Origin of the sequence: Mucilaginibacter sp. P19 (assembly GCF_050632265.1) — a bacterium.
In the GTDB taxonomy this organism is placed as follows: Bacteria; Bacteroidota; Bacteroidia; order Sphingobacteriales; family Sphingobacteriaceae; genus Mucilaginibacter; species Mucilaginibacter gossypii.
Window position 1 is genome coordinate 4,269,266 of record NZ_CP192586.1, and the last position, 16,576, is coordinate 4,285,841.

The following is a 16,576-nucleotide window of genomic DNA, read 5'->3' on the forward strand; positions in this document are numbered from 1 at the left end:
ACGTTAATAGGCATTATTTTAAAAAAATTTACACACACCGTATAAGTTATATGCTTATTCATGGTATTTTTACACAAAATTTAAGCAGAGTTAATATACATGGTTAAAAAACTACATGGGAAAATCGCTCAGTTTCAAGTAGCAAATATGCTGCGTGAACGGGGGTTATATCCTTATTTCAGGCCTATTGAGTCTGCACAAGACACTGAGGTAATTATTGACAACAAGCGGGTATTAATGTTTGGTTCTAACTCATACTTAGGCCTTACCAATCATCCAAAAATCAAAGAAGCTTCAAAAAAAGCAATTGACAAATATGGCACAGGCTGTGCCGGTTCACGTTTTTTGAATGGTACACTTGATATCCACATTGAGCTTGAAAACAGGCTTGCTAACTATGTAGGCAAAGAAGCTACTGTTTTATTCAGCACAGGTTACCAGGTTAACCTTGGTGTACTTTCGTGCGTTACCGGCAGGAATGATTATATCATACTTGATGAGTATGACCATGCCTGTATCATTGACGGCAGCCGCCTGTCGTTTTCAAAAGTGATCAAGTACGCTCATAACGATATGGCCGATTTGGAGCGCAAATTAAGCATACTTCCTGAAGATGCCGTGAAGATTATCGCTGTTGACGGTATTTTCAGCATGGAAGGCGATATTGTTAAATTGCCTAAGATTGTTGAGCTTGCCGATACTTACGGTGCCAATATCATGGTTGATGATGCCCACAGCCTTGGTGTAATTGGTGATAAGGGTGCAGGTACCGCCTCACACTTTAACCTTACCAATGAAGTTGACCTGATCATGGGTACCTTCAGTAAATCATTAGCCTCGTTAGGTGGTTTCATCGCCAGCGATCAGGACACTATTGATTATATCAAACACCGCGCACGTTCATTGATGTTTAGCGCAAGTATGCCTCCGGGCTCTGTAGCCAGCGTAATTGCAGCATTAGATATCATTGAATCAGAACCGGAGCGTATCGAGAAATTATGGGATAACACCAATTATGCTATGAAACTTTTGCTGGAAGAAGGCTTTGACCTTGGCCCTACCGAAAGCCCTATTTTGCCGATCTACGTTCGTGATAACGAAAAAACTTTCGCGGTTACCAAACACCTGCAAGCTTCAGGTGTATTTGTTAACCCGGTTGTATCCCCTGCCGTTCCTTCCGATTCTGTCACTGCTTCGTTTCTCATTGATGGCTACCCATACCTTTGAGCAAATTGACGAAGCCGTTGAAAAACTGTCAAAAGCCTTTAAAGAAGTTGGTGTAACCGCTTCTGTTAAAGAAAAAATATAATGAAGAAACCTGAGGTGCATTTAGCTGCTTTTTTATTAAAGTAAGCTAAATGCACTTTTTATTTTAAAGCATACCAATTTGCTTTATTCAATCATTTACCACACATGATTACAATAGTAACGGTTAAATCAAAAAAAGAACTGGCTTCATTTATTGATTTCCCGCATGACCTGTACAAGGACGATCCTTACTATGTTCCGGAGTTGTTTATTGCCCAAAGGGACCTCTTAACCAAACATCCCTTCCATAAACACAATACCGTACAACCCTTTTTAGCTTATAATGGCGATAAAATTGTTGGCCGGATAGCCGCGATCCTTAATAACGGGCATAACGAATACAGCCATGTTAACGATGGCTTTTTTGGCTTTTTTGATTGTATTAACGACACGGCAATATCTAACCTGCTTTTTGAAACCGTTACCAAATGGCTTAAAGAAAAAGGCGTTACCGGTAAACTGTTAGGCCCTACCAACTTTTCAACAAATGAGCCCTGTGGCTTATTAATAAAGGGATTTGATAGTTCACCATTCCTGATGAACACCTACAATTTTGCGTATTATGCCGACCTGGTTGAGCATTTTGGCTTTAAAAAAGATGTTGACCTGATTGGATGGCATTGGGAAGGACAAGCCTATGATGACAAATCGGTAAGGTTATTAAACGCGCTTGAAGATCGGTTAAAACGCAATGATATCATTATCCGCAAGATCAACCTTAAAAATTTTAAGGAAGAGGCTGCAAAACTTCGCGACGTTTATAACTCGGCCTGGGACAAAAACACCGGTTTTGTGCCACTTACCAACGAAGAATATGATTACCTGGCCAAAGATCTTAAACTGATCCTTGATCCTGATTTTGCTATTGTTGCCGAGCAACGTGGCAAGATAGTTGCATTTGGCCTGGCCCTGCCCGATTATAACGATATCTTCAAAAAAATAAAACGCGGCCGCTTGTTGCCCACCGGCATTTTCAAATTATTGTTCGGCAAAAAAAGCATCACCGGCATCCGCATTTATGCCCTCGGCGTTATTGAAGATTACCGCAAAATGGGCATTGAAGCCTGCTTATACGGCACCATTATAAGGGAATATAAGGCCAAGGGTTATAAACATGCCGAAGCCGGCTGGACACTGGAGAACAACGATATGATGAACCGTGCCATTGAAGCTATAAAAGGCGACCCGTATAAAAAATACAGGTTATATCAAAAAGCGATATGAGGGAACGGGTTTTAATAACCGGTGCAAGCGGATTTGTTGGATATCATTTAATTGAAGAAGCCCTGCAAAACAACCTGGAGGTTTTTATAGCTGTACGTAAAAGCAGCAAAATTGATCACCTAAAGGAATTAGACATTCAATATATCTACCCCGAGTTTAACAATAAAGAAACATTAAAGAAGCAACTGGCAGAAATAAAACCCGATTATATCATCCACGCGGCAGGTGTAACCAGCGCCCGCTCCGAGGCCGAATATAACCGGATCAATGCTACATATACCCATAACCTGGCTTCGGCGGCTTATGAAGCTTGCCCTGATTTAAAAAAGTTTGTACTTATTGGCAGCCTGGCTTCAGTTGGGCCGCTTAACACGCTAACCGGCACCATAACCGAATCAACCCCTCCGCGTCCTGTTACAGCATACGGCAGGAGCAAATTGCTTGCCGAAGAAAAATTAAAAACGGTAAACGGCTTGAATTATACTATCCTAAGGCCAACCGCGGTTTACGGACCGAGGGACACCGGCATATTTATATTTTTCAAACAGATAGTGAAGGGCATTGAGCCCTATATAGGCAAGGCGCAGCAAAAGCTCAGCTTTATATATGTTAAAGACCTGGCCAAAGCAAGTATCAAGGCCTTATACGGTGGCAATAACAAGACATATAATCTGAGCGATGGTAATTTTTATAACCGTTACGAGTTAGGCACCATCACCAAAGATGTGTTAATGCTAAAAACGCTAAAGTTTCATCTGCCTGTAAATTTTGTTAAAATGATTGCAGCAGTATCTGAAAAAATAAGTTCTTTGAGCAACAAAGCTGCGGTGCTGAATATTGAAAAGCTTAATGAACTGACCGCCATTAACTGGAATTGCGATATTGAAGCAGCTAAATCCGACCTGGGTTTTTATCCTTTATACAATCTGCAAAACGGCATGGCCGAAACGCTAAAATGGTATAAAGCCAACAAATGGATTTAGCCGATTAATTTGAAATAAATAATAGTAACATAAATGAAAATCAACATTACACCTGCTAAAGGTAAGCTTGGCATCCTGATCCCCGGGTTAGGCGCTGTAGCAACTACCTTAATTGCCGGCGTAGAGGCCGTTAAAAAAGGCATCTCGCAGCCAATTGGCTCCCTTACTCAAATGGGCCACATACGTTTAGGAAAAAGGACCGAAAACCGTAACCCGAAAATTAAAGAATTTGTTCCTTTAGCCGATTTAAACGACATCGTATTTGGCGGTTGGGATGTTTATGAAGATAACGTATTTGAAGCTGCCTCAAACGCACAGGTACTGGAAGCAGGACTTTTACATTCGGTTAAAGCCGAATTGGAAGCTATAAAGCCAATGAAAGCCGCGTTTGATAAAAACTACGCTAAAAACCTTGATGGCACCCACGTTAAAACCGGAACCAGGCTTGAGCTTGCCGAGCAGGTAATGGAAGATATCAAAAACTTTAAAGAGGCTAATGGTCTTGACAGGGTTGTGTTGGTATGGTGCGGTTCAACCGAGATCTACTACGAAGCATCGGCTGTACACCAGTCATTAGCAGCTTTTGAAGAAGGTTTGAAAAATGACGACAAGCTGATCGCTCCAAGTATGATCTATGCTTACGCGGCTTTAAAATTAGGTGTTCCTTTTGCTAATGGTGCCCCTAACTTAACAGTTGATATCCCTGCATTGATCGAACTGGCTAAATTAACCAAAACTCCAATTGCTGGTAAAGATTTCAAAACAGGTCAAACTTTAATGAAAACAGTATTAGCCCCAGGTTTGGCAGCACGTTCGTTAGGTGTACACGGTTGGTTCTCGACCAACATTTTGGGTAACCGCGATGGCTGGGTTCTTGACGATCCGGATAACTTCAAAACTAAAGAAGTATCAAAACTGGGTGTATTGGAAGATATCTTCAAACCGGAAGATAACCAGGAACTTTATGGTAACATCTACCACAAAATCCGTATCAACTATTACCCTCCGCATGGTGATAACAAAGAGAGCTGGGATAACATCGATATTTTTGGCTGGTTAGGCTACAAAATGCAGATTAAGATCAACTTCCTTTGCCGCGACTCGATCCTTGCTGCCCCTATCGCGCTTGATTTGGCTATCTTCTGCGATCTGGCTAAACGTGCCGGCATGAGCGGTATCCAGGAGTGGTTGTCATTCTACCTGAAATCGCCTCAAACAGCACCAGGCCTACATGCAGAAAACGACATCTTTAAACAACTGATCAAATTGGAGAATACCCTTCGTTACCTGATGGGCGAAGACCTGATCACCCACCTTGGTTTGGATTACTATGACGACATGTTCGCGACCGAATAATCGTTAAATTACCAAATACCGTCAAAACAGCCGTAAGCAGTTGAACCCCTGCTTCACGGCTGTTTTGTTTTTGTGAGGTAAAAAAATCCAGGGGCGGGTAACATTCCTTTATCAGCATTAGTCTTATTAGCGCCAAGTATAAATTGTTAAATAATGTTATTTGGATAGCCCGGCACACTTTCAGCCGGCAACAAAAACGCTTAATTATATTTGATTACCAGATGATTATAAAATAAACAATATAGTAAACCGAAAAGTAACGAGCATACTAATGGCTGCTCAAAGCCGTTGTTTGGGTTATTATGGCTAAGGTAATATAATACAGTAAATAGCTGTAAACAATATTTGACTTTTTGACCACATTAGTCTGTAGTGATTTTTTTACCTTTGGCCTGTTAATTGTAAACTCCGTAATAACCATCTGCCGGGAGTGTACAAAGCAAGGGAAGTGAGGAAAGATTGGGTGGCAGAACAACGAAAAACATACAGGGGCGGACATAATTAAGCTGCCAGGAATATTTGAATAATTAATACATACCTCTTTATCCAATAATAACAGTATTGAGCCGAAAAAGAAGTTTGTATTTGCACAATTGCACAAAGTACATGGATTGTAAAAAATTTTATAAAAGCTTATTTTTCTTAATACTGTTCTTTTCTGCTTCGGCATTATATGCGCAGCAAACGGTAATAACGGGTACTGTTACCGATGCAGGTAACAAACAAACCCTGCCTTCTGTTAGTATTTCTTTCACGGGCACCACCACCGGTACCACTACAGATGTTAATGGCAAATATCGCCTGGCTACAAACAATCAGCAATACAAACAAATCAAAATTTCATTTTTAGGTTATAAAGACGCTTTTTTAGCTGTTGTTCCCGGTAAAGAGCAGGTTATAAATGTAAAAATGTTCCCGGCTTCGCAACAACTTAACGAAGTTGTGGTAAAATCGGGCAAAAAACCTAAATACCGTAATAAAGATAACCCCGCTGTTGAGCTGATCCGTAAGGTTATCGAAAATAAAGAAAAGAACCGTCCCGAAGCGTACAACTATGTTGAATACAAGGAGTATGATAAAATGATGTTTGCGTTGAGCAATGTATCAGCCCAGTTTTCGGACAGAAAATTTTTCCGTAAGTATAAGTTCATTTTAGATAATAGGGATAGTACATTGGTACCCGGCAAATCGTTATTGCCTATTTACCTTGATGAAAAATTGCAGCAAGTTTATTATCGTAAAAACCCCGAAAAAACAAGGGAAAACATAACTGGCCAAAAAAGTGTAAACTTTGGCCCTGGTATTGATAATGAAGGCCTTACCCAATACTTTAAACACCTGTACAACAAAGTTGATATTTACACCAACAACGTATTTTTGATAACCAGCCAGTTCCTGAGCCCAATCTCTGATAACTCGCCAAACTATTACAAATATTTTATTGCGGATACTGTTCTTGATGAGCACAATAACAAGCTTGTTAAACTTGATTTTACACCGCGCAACAGTACCGACGTACTTTTTGAGGGTAGCATATACATAACGCTCGATGGGAACTACGCTGTTCAAAAGTGTGATTTAACTATCAACAAGCATATCAATATCAACTTCATCAGGTCAATGAACGTTAACCTGGAGTTTCAACAAAACCCGGATGGCCGCTATCACCTGAGCAAAAGCACTACCATTGCAGATTTTGGCGCATCCAAAAAAGATGCAAAGAGTGGTTTATTTGGTATCCGGGCTATAACCTACAGCAATTACGTGGTTAACAAACCCCGGCCGGATACAACCTACCAGGGATCAGAATATGCGGAATTAAGCGATGAAGTGAAGCATCGACCCGAATCATTCTGGCAGGAAAACAGGCCAGATACTTTAAGAACTGCCGAATCTAAAGTATACAAGAATATTGACAGCCTGCGCAATATGCCATCATTTAAGCGCACAGTTGATATAGCAACCCTTTTGCTTGCAGGTTACAAAGGCTTCGGCAAGTTTGAGTTAGGTCCGGCTAATACATTTTACAGCTTTAACCCTGTTGAGGGATTCCGTTTACGTGTAGGCGGCCGAACCACGCCAGACCTAAGCAAGCGTTACTATTTTGAAACTTATGCAGCTTATGGCTTTAAAGATGAGCGCTGGAAGTACTTTCTTAGCGCAACATACTCGCTTAACGATAAGTCCATCTACCGTTTCCCGCAAAATTACATTAGAGCAAGCTTTCAGCGTGATACCAAGATCCCCGGTGCGAACTTGCAGTTTGTACAGGAAGACAACTTTTTGTTATCGTTTAAACGTGGTGTAAACGACAAGTTCCTGTATAATGACTTTTACAGGTTTGATTATGTACACGAGCTGGAAAGCCACTTCTCTTACGCAGGTGGCTTTAAAAAATGGACACAAGAACCTGCAGGATCACTGTATTTTGACAACATCATTAACGATTTGCCAAACTCTATCCACCATTTAACTACTACCGAACTTACAGCAAGCGTACGCTGGGCACCGCATGAGCAGTTTTACCAGGGTAAAATCTACAGGATCCCTATTCCTAACAAATATCCCGCTTTTGAGCTTGATTATGCCGCTGGTATTAAAGGCTTTTTTAATGGCGAATACAACTACCAAAAGCTTGATTTCCGTGCTGATAAGCGCTTTTACTTTTCACAGTTAGGCTATGCGGATATCAATGTTTCGGCAGGTAAAATTTTTGGTTCGGTACCTTACCCGTTGTTAACTATACACAGGGCAAACCAAACCTATGCATACGATATCGACTCATACAACTTAATGAACTTTTTGGAGTTTGTGAGTGATAAATATGCAAGCTTCAGGATTGACCAGCATTTCAGCGGCTTCTTCTTCAACAAAATACCGTTGTTAAAGAAACTTAAATGGCGCGAAACCGCATCAGTAAAAGTATTATACGGTGGTTTGTCTGACCAAAATAATCCTTCAATACATCCGTCATTGTATCAATTGCCGGTTGGCGTTGATGGTGTACCAATTACTTACACATTAGGTAAAACACCTTACGTTGAAGGTAGTGTTGGTATCGAAAATATATTTAAATTTATACGCATAGATTTTGTAAGGCGCTTTAACTACCTTGACCAGCCAAACGTTGCCCAATGGGGGTTACGGACAAGGCTTAAATTTGACTTCTAATCATCGTACCTAAATAAGCAGAGAGAATAACATGGAACAGCAAACAACAACACTTAGGAGATCATTCAGAACCAACTTGCAATTAGGCATTTATAAGGTTATTGATCCGTTTGTGAAGATCCTTATAAAAATAGGTTTAACCCCCAATGCCGTAACTACTATAGGTTTTGTACTTAACGTAGGCGTTGCAGGGATATTTATTTTAGGTGCCGAAGAAGGTAACCGCGGCGATTTAACCTACGTAGGCTGGGCCGGCGGCCTCATCCTTTTTGCAGGCTTATTTGATATGCTTGACGGCCAGGTAGCCCGCTTAGGGAATATGAAATCAACCTTTGGTGCTTTGTACGATTCCGTACTTGACCGCTACAGCGAATTGATCATGTTTTTGGGTATTTGCTATTACCTGGTGGCGCATCACTACTTCCTGAGCTCGATAGCTGCCTTTATAGCGCTGATCGGCTCAATGATGGTTAGTTATGTACGTGCACGTGCCGAAGGTTTAGGGGTTGAAATTAAAGGCGGTTTAATGCAAAGACCTGAACGTGTAGTAACTATCGGCTTATGCGCAGCTTTATCGGGCATAGTAGCTCAGTACATAGGCGGTAACTATAAATTATTTGTTCCCGGCATCAGATTCCATGTATTTGAAACCATATCGATATTTACTATTCCGCTGGTAATACTTGCTGTTTTAACCAATATCACCGCTTTTAACAGATTAAGAGAGGCTAAAAAAGCATTAATTAAACTGGAAGAGGAAGAAGGTAAGTAAGTTTATAGTTCTAAGTCAAAAGTCTTAAGCAAGGACGTTGAATTACTTCTCTTAAGGCTGCGAACTTTAGACTTAAAACTTTTGGCTTAAGACTTACCAACAAATATCATATCTTCGCAACAATAAAATAAAGGCATTTACACTTAGCAATATCTTTGCTAAAATTGCCTTTTGTTGATTAAAGGCCAGCCATTCTGAAAAATTTTAACATCCATAAACAGGCAGAGAAATAATAAAACATTTTAAACCTGATTATAACAATGAAAAAGAAATATATATCCAACTCGCAGGAATCGGTGCGAATGTTTAAGAGCGACTTTTTAGAAGGCTTATCAAAGGTACATTATACCGTGCCCCTGTACATTTTTGTGCCTGTTATTGGATATTGCAGTTATAAATTCTTTGATTTAGGGTTAGACATATTAACCTACATAGGCCTGTTCATTTTCGGCCTGTTCATTTGGACCATCACCGAATACATTATGCACCGTTTTGTTTTTCACTATCAACCAAGTGAAAAACTGGAATGGGCGCAACGCCTCCATTTTATTATGCATGGTGTGCATCATGATTACCCGAGCGATGCCAAACGTTTGGTATTGCCCCCGTCATTAAGTATTCCGCTGGCTACAGGCTTTTTCTTTTTGTTTAAATGGTTATTGCCTGTAAACTACATCTGGGGCTTTTTTCCGGGCTTTATTTTAGGCTACCTGTTTTATGACATATCTCACTATGCCATGCACCATTTTAACTTTAAAAGCGGCCTGTTCAAAAAAATAAAACAACACCATATGCTGCACCACTATCAGGATCCTGAAAAAGGTTATGGTGTGAGTTCACCTTTCTGGGATAAAATTTTCCGTTCAGATTTCTTAAAAAAATAGCAATGACCAATGCCAATACAGGCGTAACAGTAAATATCCGGTCGATAATTATTGTTTCGCTGCTTTCCATTGCTTACCTGGCGTTTTCAACTTTCCTTATTGGTTATAAACCAGACGAGCTTACGCTGGTAGTTATTTTCAATGTGCTGTTCTATGCGTCGGCAATAACCCGCAAGTTTATATTGGGCTTCACTATTTTCATAGTGTACTGGATTGTTTTTGATTACATGAAAGCCTTCCCCAATTATAACTACAACCCGGTACATATTGCCGAGCTCTATAATGCGGAGAAACACCTGTTCGGCATTCATTTTAATGGCAAGCTGCTTACACCCAACGAATACTGGCTGGCCAACAGCAACACTTTTATTGATGTGTTATCGGGCTTGTTTTATTTGTGCTGGATCCCTGTGCCGCTGGGCTTTGCCGCTTACCTGTTCTTCAAAAACAAAAAACAGTTCCTTAATTTTTCGTTAACGTTTGTTTTGGTGAATATCCTGGGCTTTATAGTTTACTACGCCTACCCTGCCGCACCACCCTGGTTTGTTCAATATCACGGATTTCATTTTATTCCGTTAACTATGGGCAATACCGCCGGACTGGCCAGGTTTGACGCCTATTTTCATGCCGGGGTTTTTAAAGGGATTTATACAAAAGGATCAAACGTGTTTGCTGCCATGCCGTCGCTGCATTCGTCATACCCGGTTATAGTGCTTTACTACGGCTTAAAAAACAAGCTGGGACTTGCTAATATCTTTTTTGCGGTGGTAACCGTTGGCATCTGGTTTACGGCTGTATATGCAAGCCACCATTACGTGCTTGACGTGTTGGCCGGCATTACTTGCGCGGCATTAGGTATTACCTTATACAACGTACTGTTAAAGCAATTTGCAGGTTTACGATCAGCGTTAAATAAATACGAACGGGTAATCTCTTAAGCAATCGCATAGCAAAATCTTTTTTTGTATACAATACTATGCATTAAAGCTGATGCTGTGGGATATGCGCGGGCAATTGTTAATTAATATTTCCAGGGTTATCCTCCTGAAAAACAGCTCATACTGTTCAAAAATGAATAAAAAGTCAAGCGATCTTCACAAACACCTATGTCGGCGACCTTAAACAGGCACGCTATTTGCCTAATTATAAGTAGATTATTGCATTTTCGAGTAATCTGTTATATGAAGAGACTTATTACCTTACTTTTTTCTGACAGCCATGCTTAAATTATCAGCACACGCCAGTGAGCTTGATAGTCTTAAGCAAAAATTACAGGTTACCAGTGATTCGTTAAAAGGCCCTATCTATACCCAAATAGCTGCCCATTATTTAGGATACGATACCGTATCAACCCGGCGAATGAAATACTACTTCCAAACCGAGGCGCTTAATTACACTATGCTCGCCCTGCATAGCTATTCCACTTATAACGATACTTTAGGCTTGCGTACAAGCTTTAACGCGCTTGCAAAGGTTTATCGTTCGCAGCGTAAATTCAGCGAGGCCAAATGGTTCATTTTGCAATCGAACACCATATCGAGGCAAAGGAAGGATACGCTTAATATTATCAGCTCGCTTATAGAGCTTGCAGCTATTAAAAGCGACATCAAAGACTATAAACTCAGTATGAAGGACCTGAACGATGCTTTAACCTTATCGCTCAAAACCCACGATCCTAAAAAAGAGTCGATAGTGCAGGTAGGCTTTGCCGAACTTTACCGGAAAATGAACGATTATGATAAAGCTGCAGTAGCTATTAAACGCCATGAATTTTTGGACGATAGTCTTAACCAGGTCACAGTCGACAGCATTGCCAAGGTAGCTGCTGCCGATTCGATCAAGATCAAAAAACAGGATTCGGTGATAGCCAAAAAAAGTATTTACCAAAAACTCCAGGCGCAGGCCAATGCTAAGGTACGCCAGGCACATAACATCGTTATCATTCTCACAGTCACCACTATTATTCTCGTCGTTATAGCTATAATTATTATTTACAGGCGAAAGAAAACCGGCCGCTGGCGTTCAGCTATCAGAAGGCCTAAACAATAATTTAAACCACAGGCGTTTAAAAGTGTCAAAGCACTAAGATGAAAAAATTGATAGTATTATTTGCTGCATTATTCTGGTTTGCAAATGCCTACAGCCAAAGCAGCAAACACTTCAGGACCGAGTTTTTAAACAGCATTAATGCTACACGCCAGAAAGGCTGCAATTGCGGCAGCAAATATTTCCCGCCGGCCCCTCCCCTTACCTGGAATAATGATTTGGAAGATGCAGCTATAGGGCACGCTAAAGACATGGCCCGCAAAAGCTATTTTAGTCACGACAGCAAAGACGGCCGCAGCATGGAAGACCGCATAGTATACGCCGGTTATAAATTTAAAGGGTTCAAAAGTTTTGCCATAGGCGAAAACATAGCCCAGGGCCAACAAAGCATTGCGGAAGTGATGGCTGGCTGGTTTAAAAGTGAAGGCCATTGCCGCAACCTCATGAACCCGGACTTTAAAGAAGTTGGCGTGGCAGAATATAAAACCTATTGGGTACAGGATTTTGGCGGCCGGACCTCATTTTCGGCTCAGCAACAAAAGCTGATTAAATCAGGGAGATACAGATTAATACAGGAAAAGCCTGTGGAAGGGCATTAATTATTGCCTGAACCGGGATTTCATAGGATTTTTCGGAAGTCAGGATCTTGTCTGTGAGATCCAACCAATCTACTCATTCCGCTCGCAAATCAAATCCTATAAATCCGGTGAATCATCCCAAATCCCGGTTCAGATTACTCCGGTTTCGGTTTCGGCTCCCTTGGGCCGCGTTTGTAGATAATGAGGCCATTCAGGAAATTACGCAGGATCTGATCGCCGCAGGGTTTAAAGTTGGGGTGATCATCAGCACGGAATATGGCACCAATCTCGGCTTTGGTGATCCTGAAATTAACCAATGCCAAAACCTTGATGATATCATCATCAGTAAATTTCATAGCCACCCGCAGCTTTTTCATGATATCGTTATTGCTCATTATATATCTTTCTTTTAAACAAAATTACCTCGAAATTTCCATCTTCACCTTTTTGCCCTTAATTTTTTCGGCCTTTACCTGCTTTACTACACTTTCTATTCTATCGCGCTTGATTGCAGCGTACGATGAGTAGTCAAGCACTTCTATCAAACCGAGGTCCTCCTTTGCCAGCCCGCCTTTTTTAAGCAGCAGGCCTACAATATCCACCTTGTTAACTTTATCCTTTTTGCCAGCGGCTATGTACAAGGTAAGCCAAGGCGATGCAGGCGGCAATATCAGTTTTTCGGGCAGTTCTTCAATTTGGGGCAGTTGTTTTAGGTATGGCAACTTTTCATCGGGTATTAGCATCAGGTATGATGTACCTTTAGCGTTCATACGTGCTGTGCGGCCGTTACGGTGTAAAAAAGCTTCCTCATTATGCGGCAGCTGGTAATGTATCACATATTCTATTTCAGGGATATCCAGCCCACGTGAGGCCAGATCGGTGGTGATCAATAAACGGTGACTTCCGTTCCTGAATTTTAACAGGGCGCGTTCCCGGTCGTCCTGTTCCATACCGCCGTGAAAAACATCGTGCTCCAACCCCTTGTACCAAAGCAACTCGCCGATCCTGTCAACCGCTTCACGGTGATTACAAAACACAAGGGTTGCTTTATTACCAATTTTACAGATCAGGGCAAAAAGTGCATCCAGTTTATCGGCAGCTTCGGATATCACCGCTTTTTGTTTAATATCTGGCGCCGAAGTAACATTACTTAAAAAGTTCACTTCAACAGGTTTAGCAATCCCTGTAAAATCCGGGATCTCACTCATTTTTGTAGCCGAAGTCAATATCCGCTTTTTAACAACGGGCAACTGCCTGATGATATAAGCCATATCCTCCTGAAAACCGAACTCAAGCGCTTTATCAAACTCATCGAGAATGAGCGTACGTACAGTATCAGTACTAAAATTTTCTTCACGCAAATGAAAGGCAATCCTCCCCGGCGTACCAACCAAAACTGCAGGCGGATGCGAAAGATTATTCCGTTCAATTTTTACAGCATGGCCGCCATAACAGCAATTGATCTTGAAACCCGTACCCATAGATTTCCAAACCTGCTCAATTTGTAAAGCAAGCTCACGCGAGGGCACCAGGATCATCACCTGTACTGTAGAAACACCGGCATCAAGCAGGTTAAGCAAAGGCAATAAAAAACCAAGCGTTTTCCCCGAGCCCGTAGGTGATAAAAGGATTACATCACCTTTTTTAGCGGCACTAAGCGCGGCAAGCTGCATGGGGTTAAGGGCAGTTATGCCGAGGTTACTCAATGCCTGATCAATCATGGTTTGTTTTTGTTGAGGCGCAAAGATACGGTAAAATTTCCCCGGGGGACCGATTATCTGTATCGGCTTAGCTATTAACTTAACGGACTAAAAAAGCGGGAGATTGTGCGATTTCCTTCCCGAGAAGGGATTTTTCCCATTAGCTTCTTACTCCGCCACCTCCGTTTTAAAATTATGCTTAATAAACCTTGCAACCTTTTTAGCTTCCCGATGGGTTAAATTCCCCATACAGGTATATTCCCATTCGTGCATATGATCGTCAAAAACAATATCTCCAAGATCTGTTTCCCCTTCACTTAACCTAAATACGCCAGTTGCATACACATTTGTACCGGGTATCAGCTGCTGCACAGCTTCAATGCCGATCTGGCGTATACCATCTTCGGTATCCAGATCATAGATCACCGACTTTTCCATCTATCAACTACAATATTAAGCCCGTTTTGTTTAAATAATTACCTTAAGACTGGCTTACCAGCTCATGATCTCCATAACCCGGGTAAATTCGGGTTGAAGTGCAGCTTTGATCGTTATTTCTTCGCTGGTTATGGGGTGCTTAAAATTTAACTGCGATGCATGCAGTAGCATGGTTTTCATTGCCCATTGCTCTAAAAACAACTTATTCTGTTTGTTACAGCCGTGGGTGCGGTCGCCTATAATTGGGTGAAAAATGTGGCTCAGGTGCTTGCGTAATTGGTGCATACGCCCGGTTGTAGGCACAGCCTCAACCAATGAATACCTTGAAGTTGGATGTTTGCCTAGAGCTATATCAAGTTCTGCCCTTTTTAGGGTAGTGTAACTGGTAAATGCATCCTGCAAAGTGCCATTCTCTTTGCGCAGCGGGTAATCTATATCTTCCGCATCAGGTGTATGGCCCCTTACTATGGCCAGGTATTTCTTGCTCACACGGTTTTCCATAAATGCTTTTTGCATGGCAATCTCTACCTCTTTATTAAAAGCAAAAAGCAGGATGCCACCGGTTTTACGATCGATGCGGTGAACAGGGTTAACTTTCATGCCAATTTGATCCCGAAGCAATTGCAGGGCAAACTCTGAAGCATCGGCTGCTATGGGCGACCGGTGAACCAGCAATCCATGGGGCTTGTTGATGGCAATCAGGTGTTCATCGCGGTATATGATCTCTAACATGGGCATAATTACAAGGCTGCGAATTTACGGCAGCATTTTGGATTTATTTCCGAAATCTTTCCATCGCAGAAACGCATCACATTAAAATACCTCACAAAATCTTTTTAAACAGCTTTTAAAAGTTATTGATGTAAAAAAATAATTTTAAATAGTATTGCTTTTCCTATCTTTAGTTCATACCTAAATACAATTAAACTAATGACTACCACAGCAGACCAGGCAAGTGCTAAACAAGCCGACGATATTAACGCGGCGCGCACCCGTTTATTTTCATTGGACGCCCTCCGGGGATTTGATATGTTTTGGATTATGGGCGGCGAAGAGATCTTCCACGGCATGGCCAAAGCCACCGGTTCACCTTTCTGGGGCGCTATTGCCAACCAATTTACCCATCCCGACTGGAATGGTTTTCACCTGTATGATCTTATCTTCCCGTTGTTCCTGTTTATGGCAGGCGTATCAACTCCATTTTCTGTGGGGCGCGAACTGGAAAAAGGCAAAACACGCCAGCAATTATTGCTGCGCGTTATAAAAAGGGCATTTATTTTAGTGTTGCTCGGCCTTGTGGTAAACAACGGGTTAAAAATTATGCCTGTTTCAGAGATCCGGTTCCCCAGCGTATTGGGCCGTATCGGTATTGCCTATATGTTTGCCAACATCATTTACCTGTACAGTACCGAGCGCTGGCAAATGTTTTGGTTTGGCTTTTTCATCATCGGCTATTGGCTGCTGCTTAAGTTTACCTCTGCACCGGGCTTCCCTATGGGCGACCTGACCATGAAAGGCAACTTTGCCTCATACGTTGACCGCAGCATACTACCGGGCCGGTTGTATTTAGGCATCCACGATCCTGAGGGGCTTTTTTCAACCATCCCGGCCATCAGCACCGGTATTTTAGGCATCCTTACCGGCCTGTTGCTTAAAAAGGGCGGTGTTACGCAAATGCGCAAGGTAACTACCATGGCTGCAGTAGGTATCATCTTCCTGATCCTTGCACAAATCTGGAACCTCGATTTCCCGATCAACAAAAACCTGTGGACAAGCTCGTTTGTACTGCACGTAGGCGGCTTAAGCCTTTTGCTGATGGCATTATTTTACTATATTATTGATGTAAAAGGCTATCACAAATGGGCATTTTATTTCAGGGTGATAGGCATGAACTCCATTTTGATTTATATTTCGGGCCACTTTATTAAATGGAGTTATACAACCGAAGGCCTTTTTGGATGGATAGGCCAGTTAGTAGGCGATCCATACAATATTGTAGTAATGGCTATTTGCTTCGTAATGGTAAAATGGGCGTTTTTGTATTACTTGTATACCAAGAAGACATTTTTGAGAGTGTAAGCTGAACCTTGATTGAAAGGATTTTAGGATAACCATG

Annotated in this window: 15 protein-coding genes; 11 read left to right on the plus strand and 4 right to left on the minus strand. The window is 41.6% G+C overall.

Annotated elements, in window-relative coordinates; all coding sequences use genetic code 11:
- The first annotated feature begins 99 nt into the window (after positions 1 to 99).
- From spt to ACQ86K_RS20795, 10 genes are all read left to right on the plus strand, one after another.
- Positions 100 to 1,227, plus strand: a complete 1,128-nt coding sequence (spt, locus tag ACQ86K_RS20750; protein ID WP_431198671.1) for a serine palmitoyltransferase — start codon at positions 100 to 102, stop codon at positions 1,225 to 1,227.
- A gap of 186 nt (positions 1,228 to 1,413) precedes the next feature.
- Complete coding sequence (locus tag ACQ86K_RS20755) at positions 1,414 to 2,532, plus strand: GNAT family N-acetyltransferase (protein WP_091162131.1); 1,119 nt, start codon at positions 1,414 to 1,416, stop codon at positions 2,530 to 2,532.
- The gene (locus tag ACQ86K_RS20760; RefSeq protein WP_091162129.1) at positions 2,529 to 3,515 is read left to right on the plus strand and encodes an NAD-dependent epimerase/dehydratase family protein; all 987 of its coding nucleotides are present in this window, start codon (positions 2,529 to 2,531) and stop codon (positions 3,513 to 3,515) included. Before ACQ86K_RS20755 ends, ACQ86K_RS20760 begins: the two co-directional genes overlap by 4 nt.
- A gap of 33 nt (positions 3,516 to 3,548) precedes the next feature.
- Entirely contained in the window at positions 3,549 to 4,871 is a 1,323-nt protein-coding gene (locus ACQ86K_RS20765; protein WP_090526349.1) for an inositol-3-phosphate synthase, read from the plus strand.
- A 606-nt stretch (positions 4,872 to 5,477) separates the two neighbouring features.
- The gene (locus ACQ86K_RS20770) at positions 5,478 to 8,042 is read left to right on the plus strand and encodes a DUF5686 family protein (protein WP_091162126.1); all 2,565 of its coding nucleotides are present in this window, start codon (positions 5,478 to 5,480) and stop codon (positions 8,040 to 8,042) included.
- 31 nt (positions 8,043 to 8,073) lie between these two features.
- Entirely contained in the window at positions 8,074 to 8,814 is a 741-nt protein-coding gene (locus tag ACQ86K_RS20775; protein WP_091162125.1) for a CDP-alcohol phosphatidyltransferase family protein, read from the plus strand.
- Positions 8,815 to 9,074: 260 nt separating this feature from the next.
- Entirely contained in the window at positions 9,075 to 9,698 is a 624-nt protein-coding gene (locus tag ACQ86K_RS20780) for a sterol desaturase family protein (protein ID WP_091162123.1), read from the plus strand.
- 2 nt (positions 9,699 to 9,700) lie between these two features.
- Positions 9,701 to 10,636 carry a phosphatase PAP2 family protein gene (locus ACQ86K_RS20785; RefSeq protein WP_091162121.1) on the plus strand — a complete coding sequence of 312 codons (936 nt, stop codon included), beginning with the start codon at positions 9,701 to 9,703 and terminating at the stop codon, positions 10,634 to 10,636.
- A 280-nt stretch (positions 10,637 to 10,916) separates the two neighbouring features.
- Positions 10,917 to 11,747: a hypothetical protein gene (locus tag ACQ86K_RS20790; protein ID WP_431198672.1), complete on the plus strand. Its 831-nt coding sequence runs from the start codon at positions 10,917 to 10,919 to the stop codon at positions 11,745 to 11,747.
- Between the two features lie 38 nt (positions 11,748 to 11,785).
- A complete protein-coding gene (locus tag ACQ86K_RS20795; RefSeq protein WP_090526334.1) occupies positions 11,786 to 12,343 on the plus strand; it encodes a CAP domain-containing protein in 558 nt (185 codons plus the stop codon).
- Positions 12,344 to 12,477: 134 nt separating this feature from the next.
- On the opposite strand, the gene ACQ86K_RS20800 is transcribed toward ACQ86K_RS20795, so the two are convergent.
- From ACQ86K_RS20800 to ACQ86K_RS20815, 4 genes are all read right to left on the minus strand, one after another.
- Positions 12,478 to 12,717 carry a DUF1456 family protein gene (locus tag ACQ86K_RS20800; protein ID WP_091162115.1) on the minus strand — a complete coding sequence of 80 codons (240 nt, stop codon included), beginning with the start codon at positions 12,715 to 12,717 and terminating at the stop codon, positions 12,478 to 12,480.
- Between the two features lie 24 nt (positions 12,718 to 12,741).
- On the minus strand, positions 12,742 to 14,043 hold the full coding sequence (locus ACQ86K_RS20805) for a DEAD/DEAH box helicase (RefSeq protein WP_091162113.1): 1,302 nt from the start codon (positions 14,041 to 14,043) through the stop codon (positions 12,742 to 12,744).
- Between the two features lie 147 nt (positions 14,044 to 14,190).
- Complete coding sequence (locus ACQ86K_RS20810; protein ID WP_091162112.1) at positions 14,191 to 14,460, minus strand: hypothetical protein; 270 nt, start codon at positions 14,458 to 14,460, stop codon at positions 14,191 to 14,193.
- Between the two features lie 54 nt (positions 14,461 to 14,514).
- Complete coding sequence (locus tag ACQ86K_RS20815; protein ID WP_091162110.1) at positions 14,515 to 15,192, minus strand: pseudouridine synthase; 678 nt, start codon at positions 15,190 to 15,192, stop codon at positions 14,515 to 14,517.
- Between the two features lie 198 nt (positions 15,193 to 15,390).
- On the opposite strand from ACQ86K_RS20815, the gene ACQ86K_RS20820 reads away from it, so the two are divergent.
- Complete coding sequence (locus tag ACQ86K_RS20820; protein WP_091162108.1) at positions 15,391 to 16,539, plus strand: acyltransferase family protein; 1,149 nt, start codon at positions 15,391 to 15,393, stop codon at positions 16,537 to 16,539.
- Positions 16,540 to 16,576 lie beyond the last annotated feature (37 nt).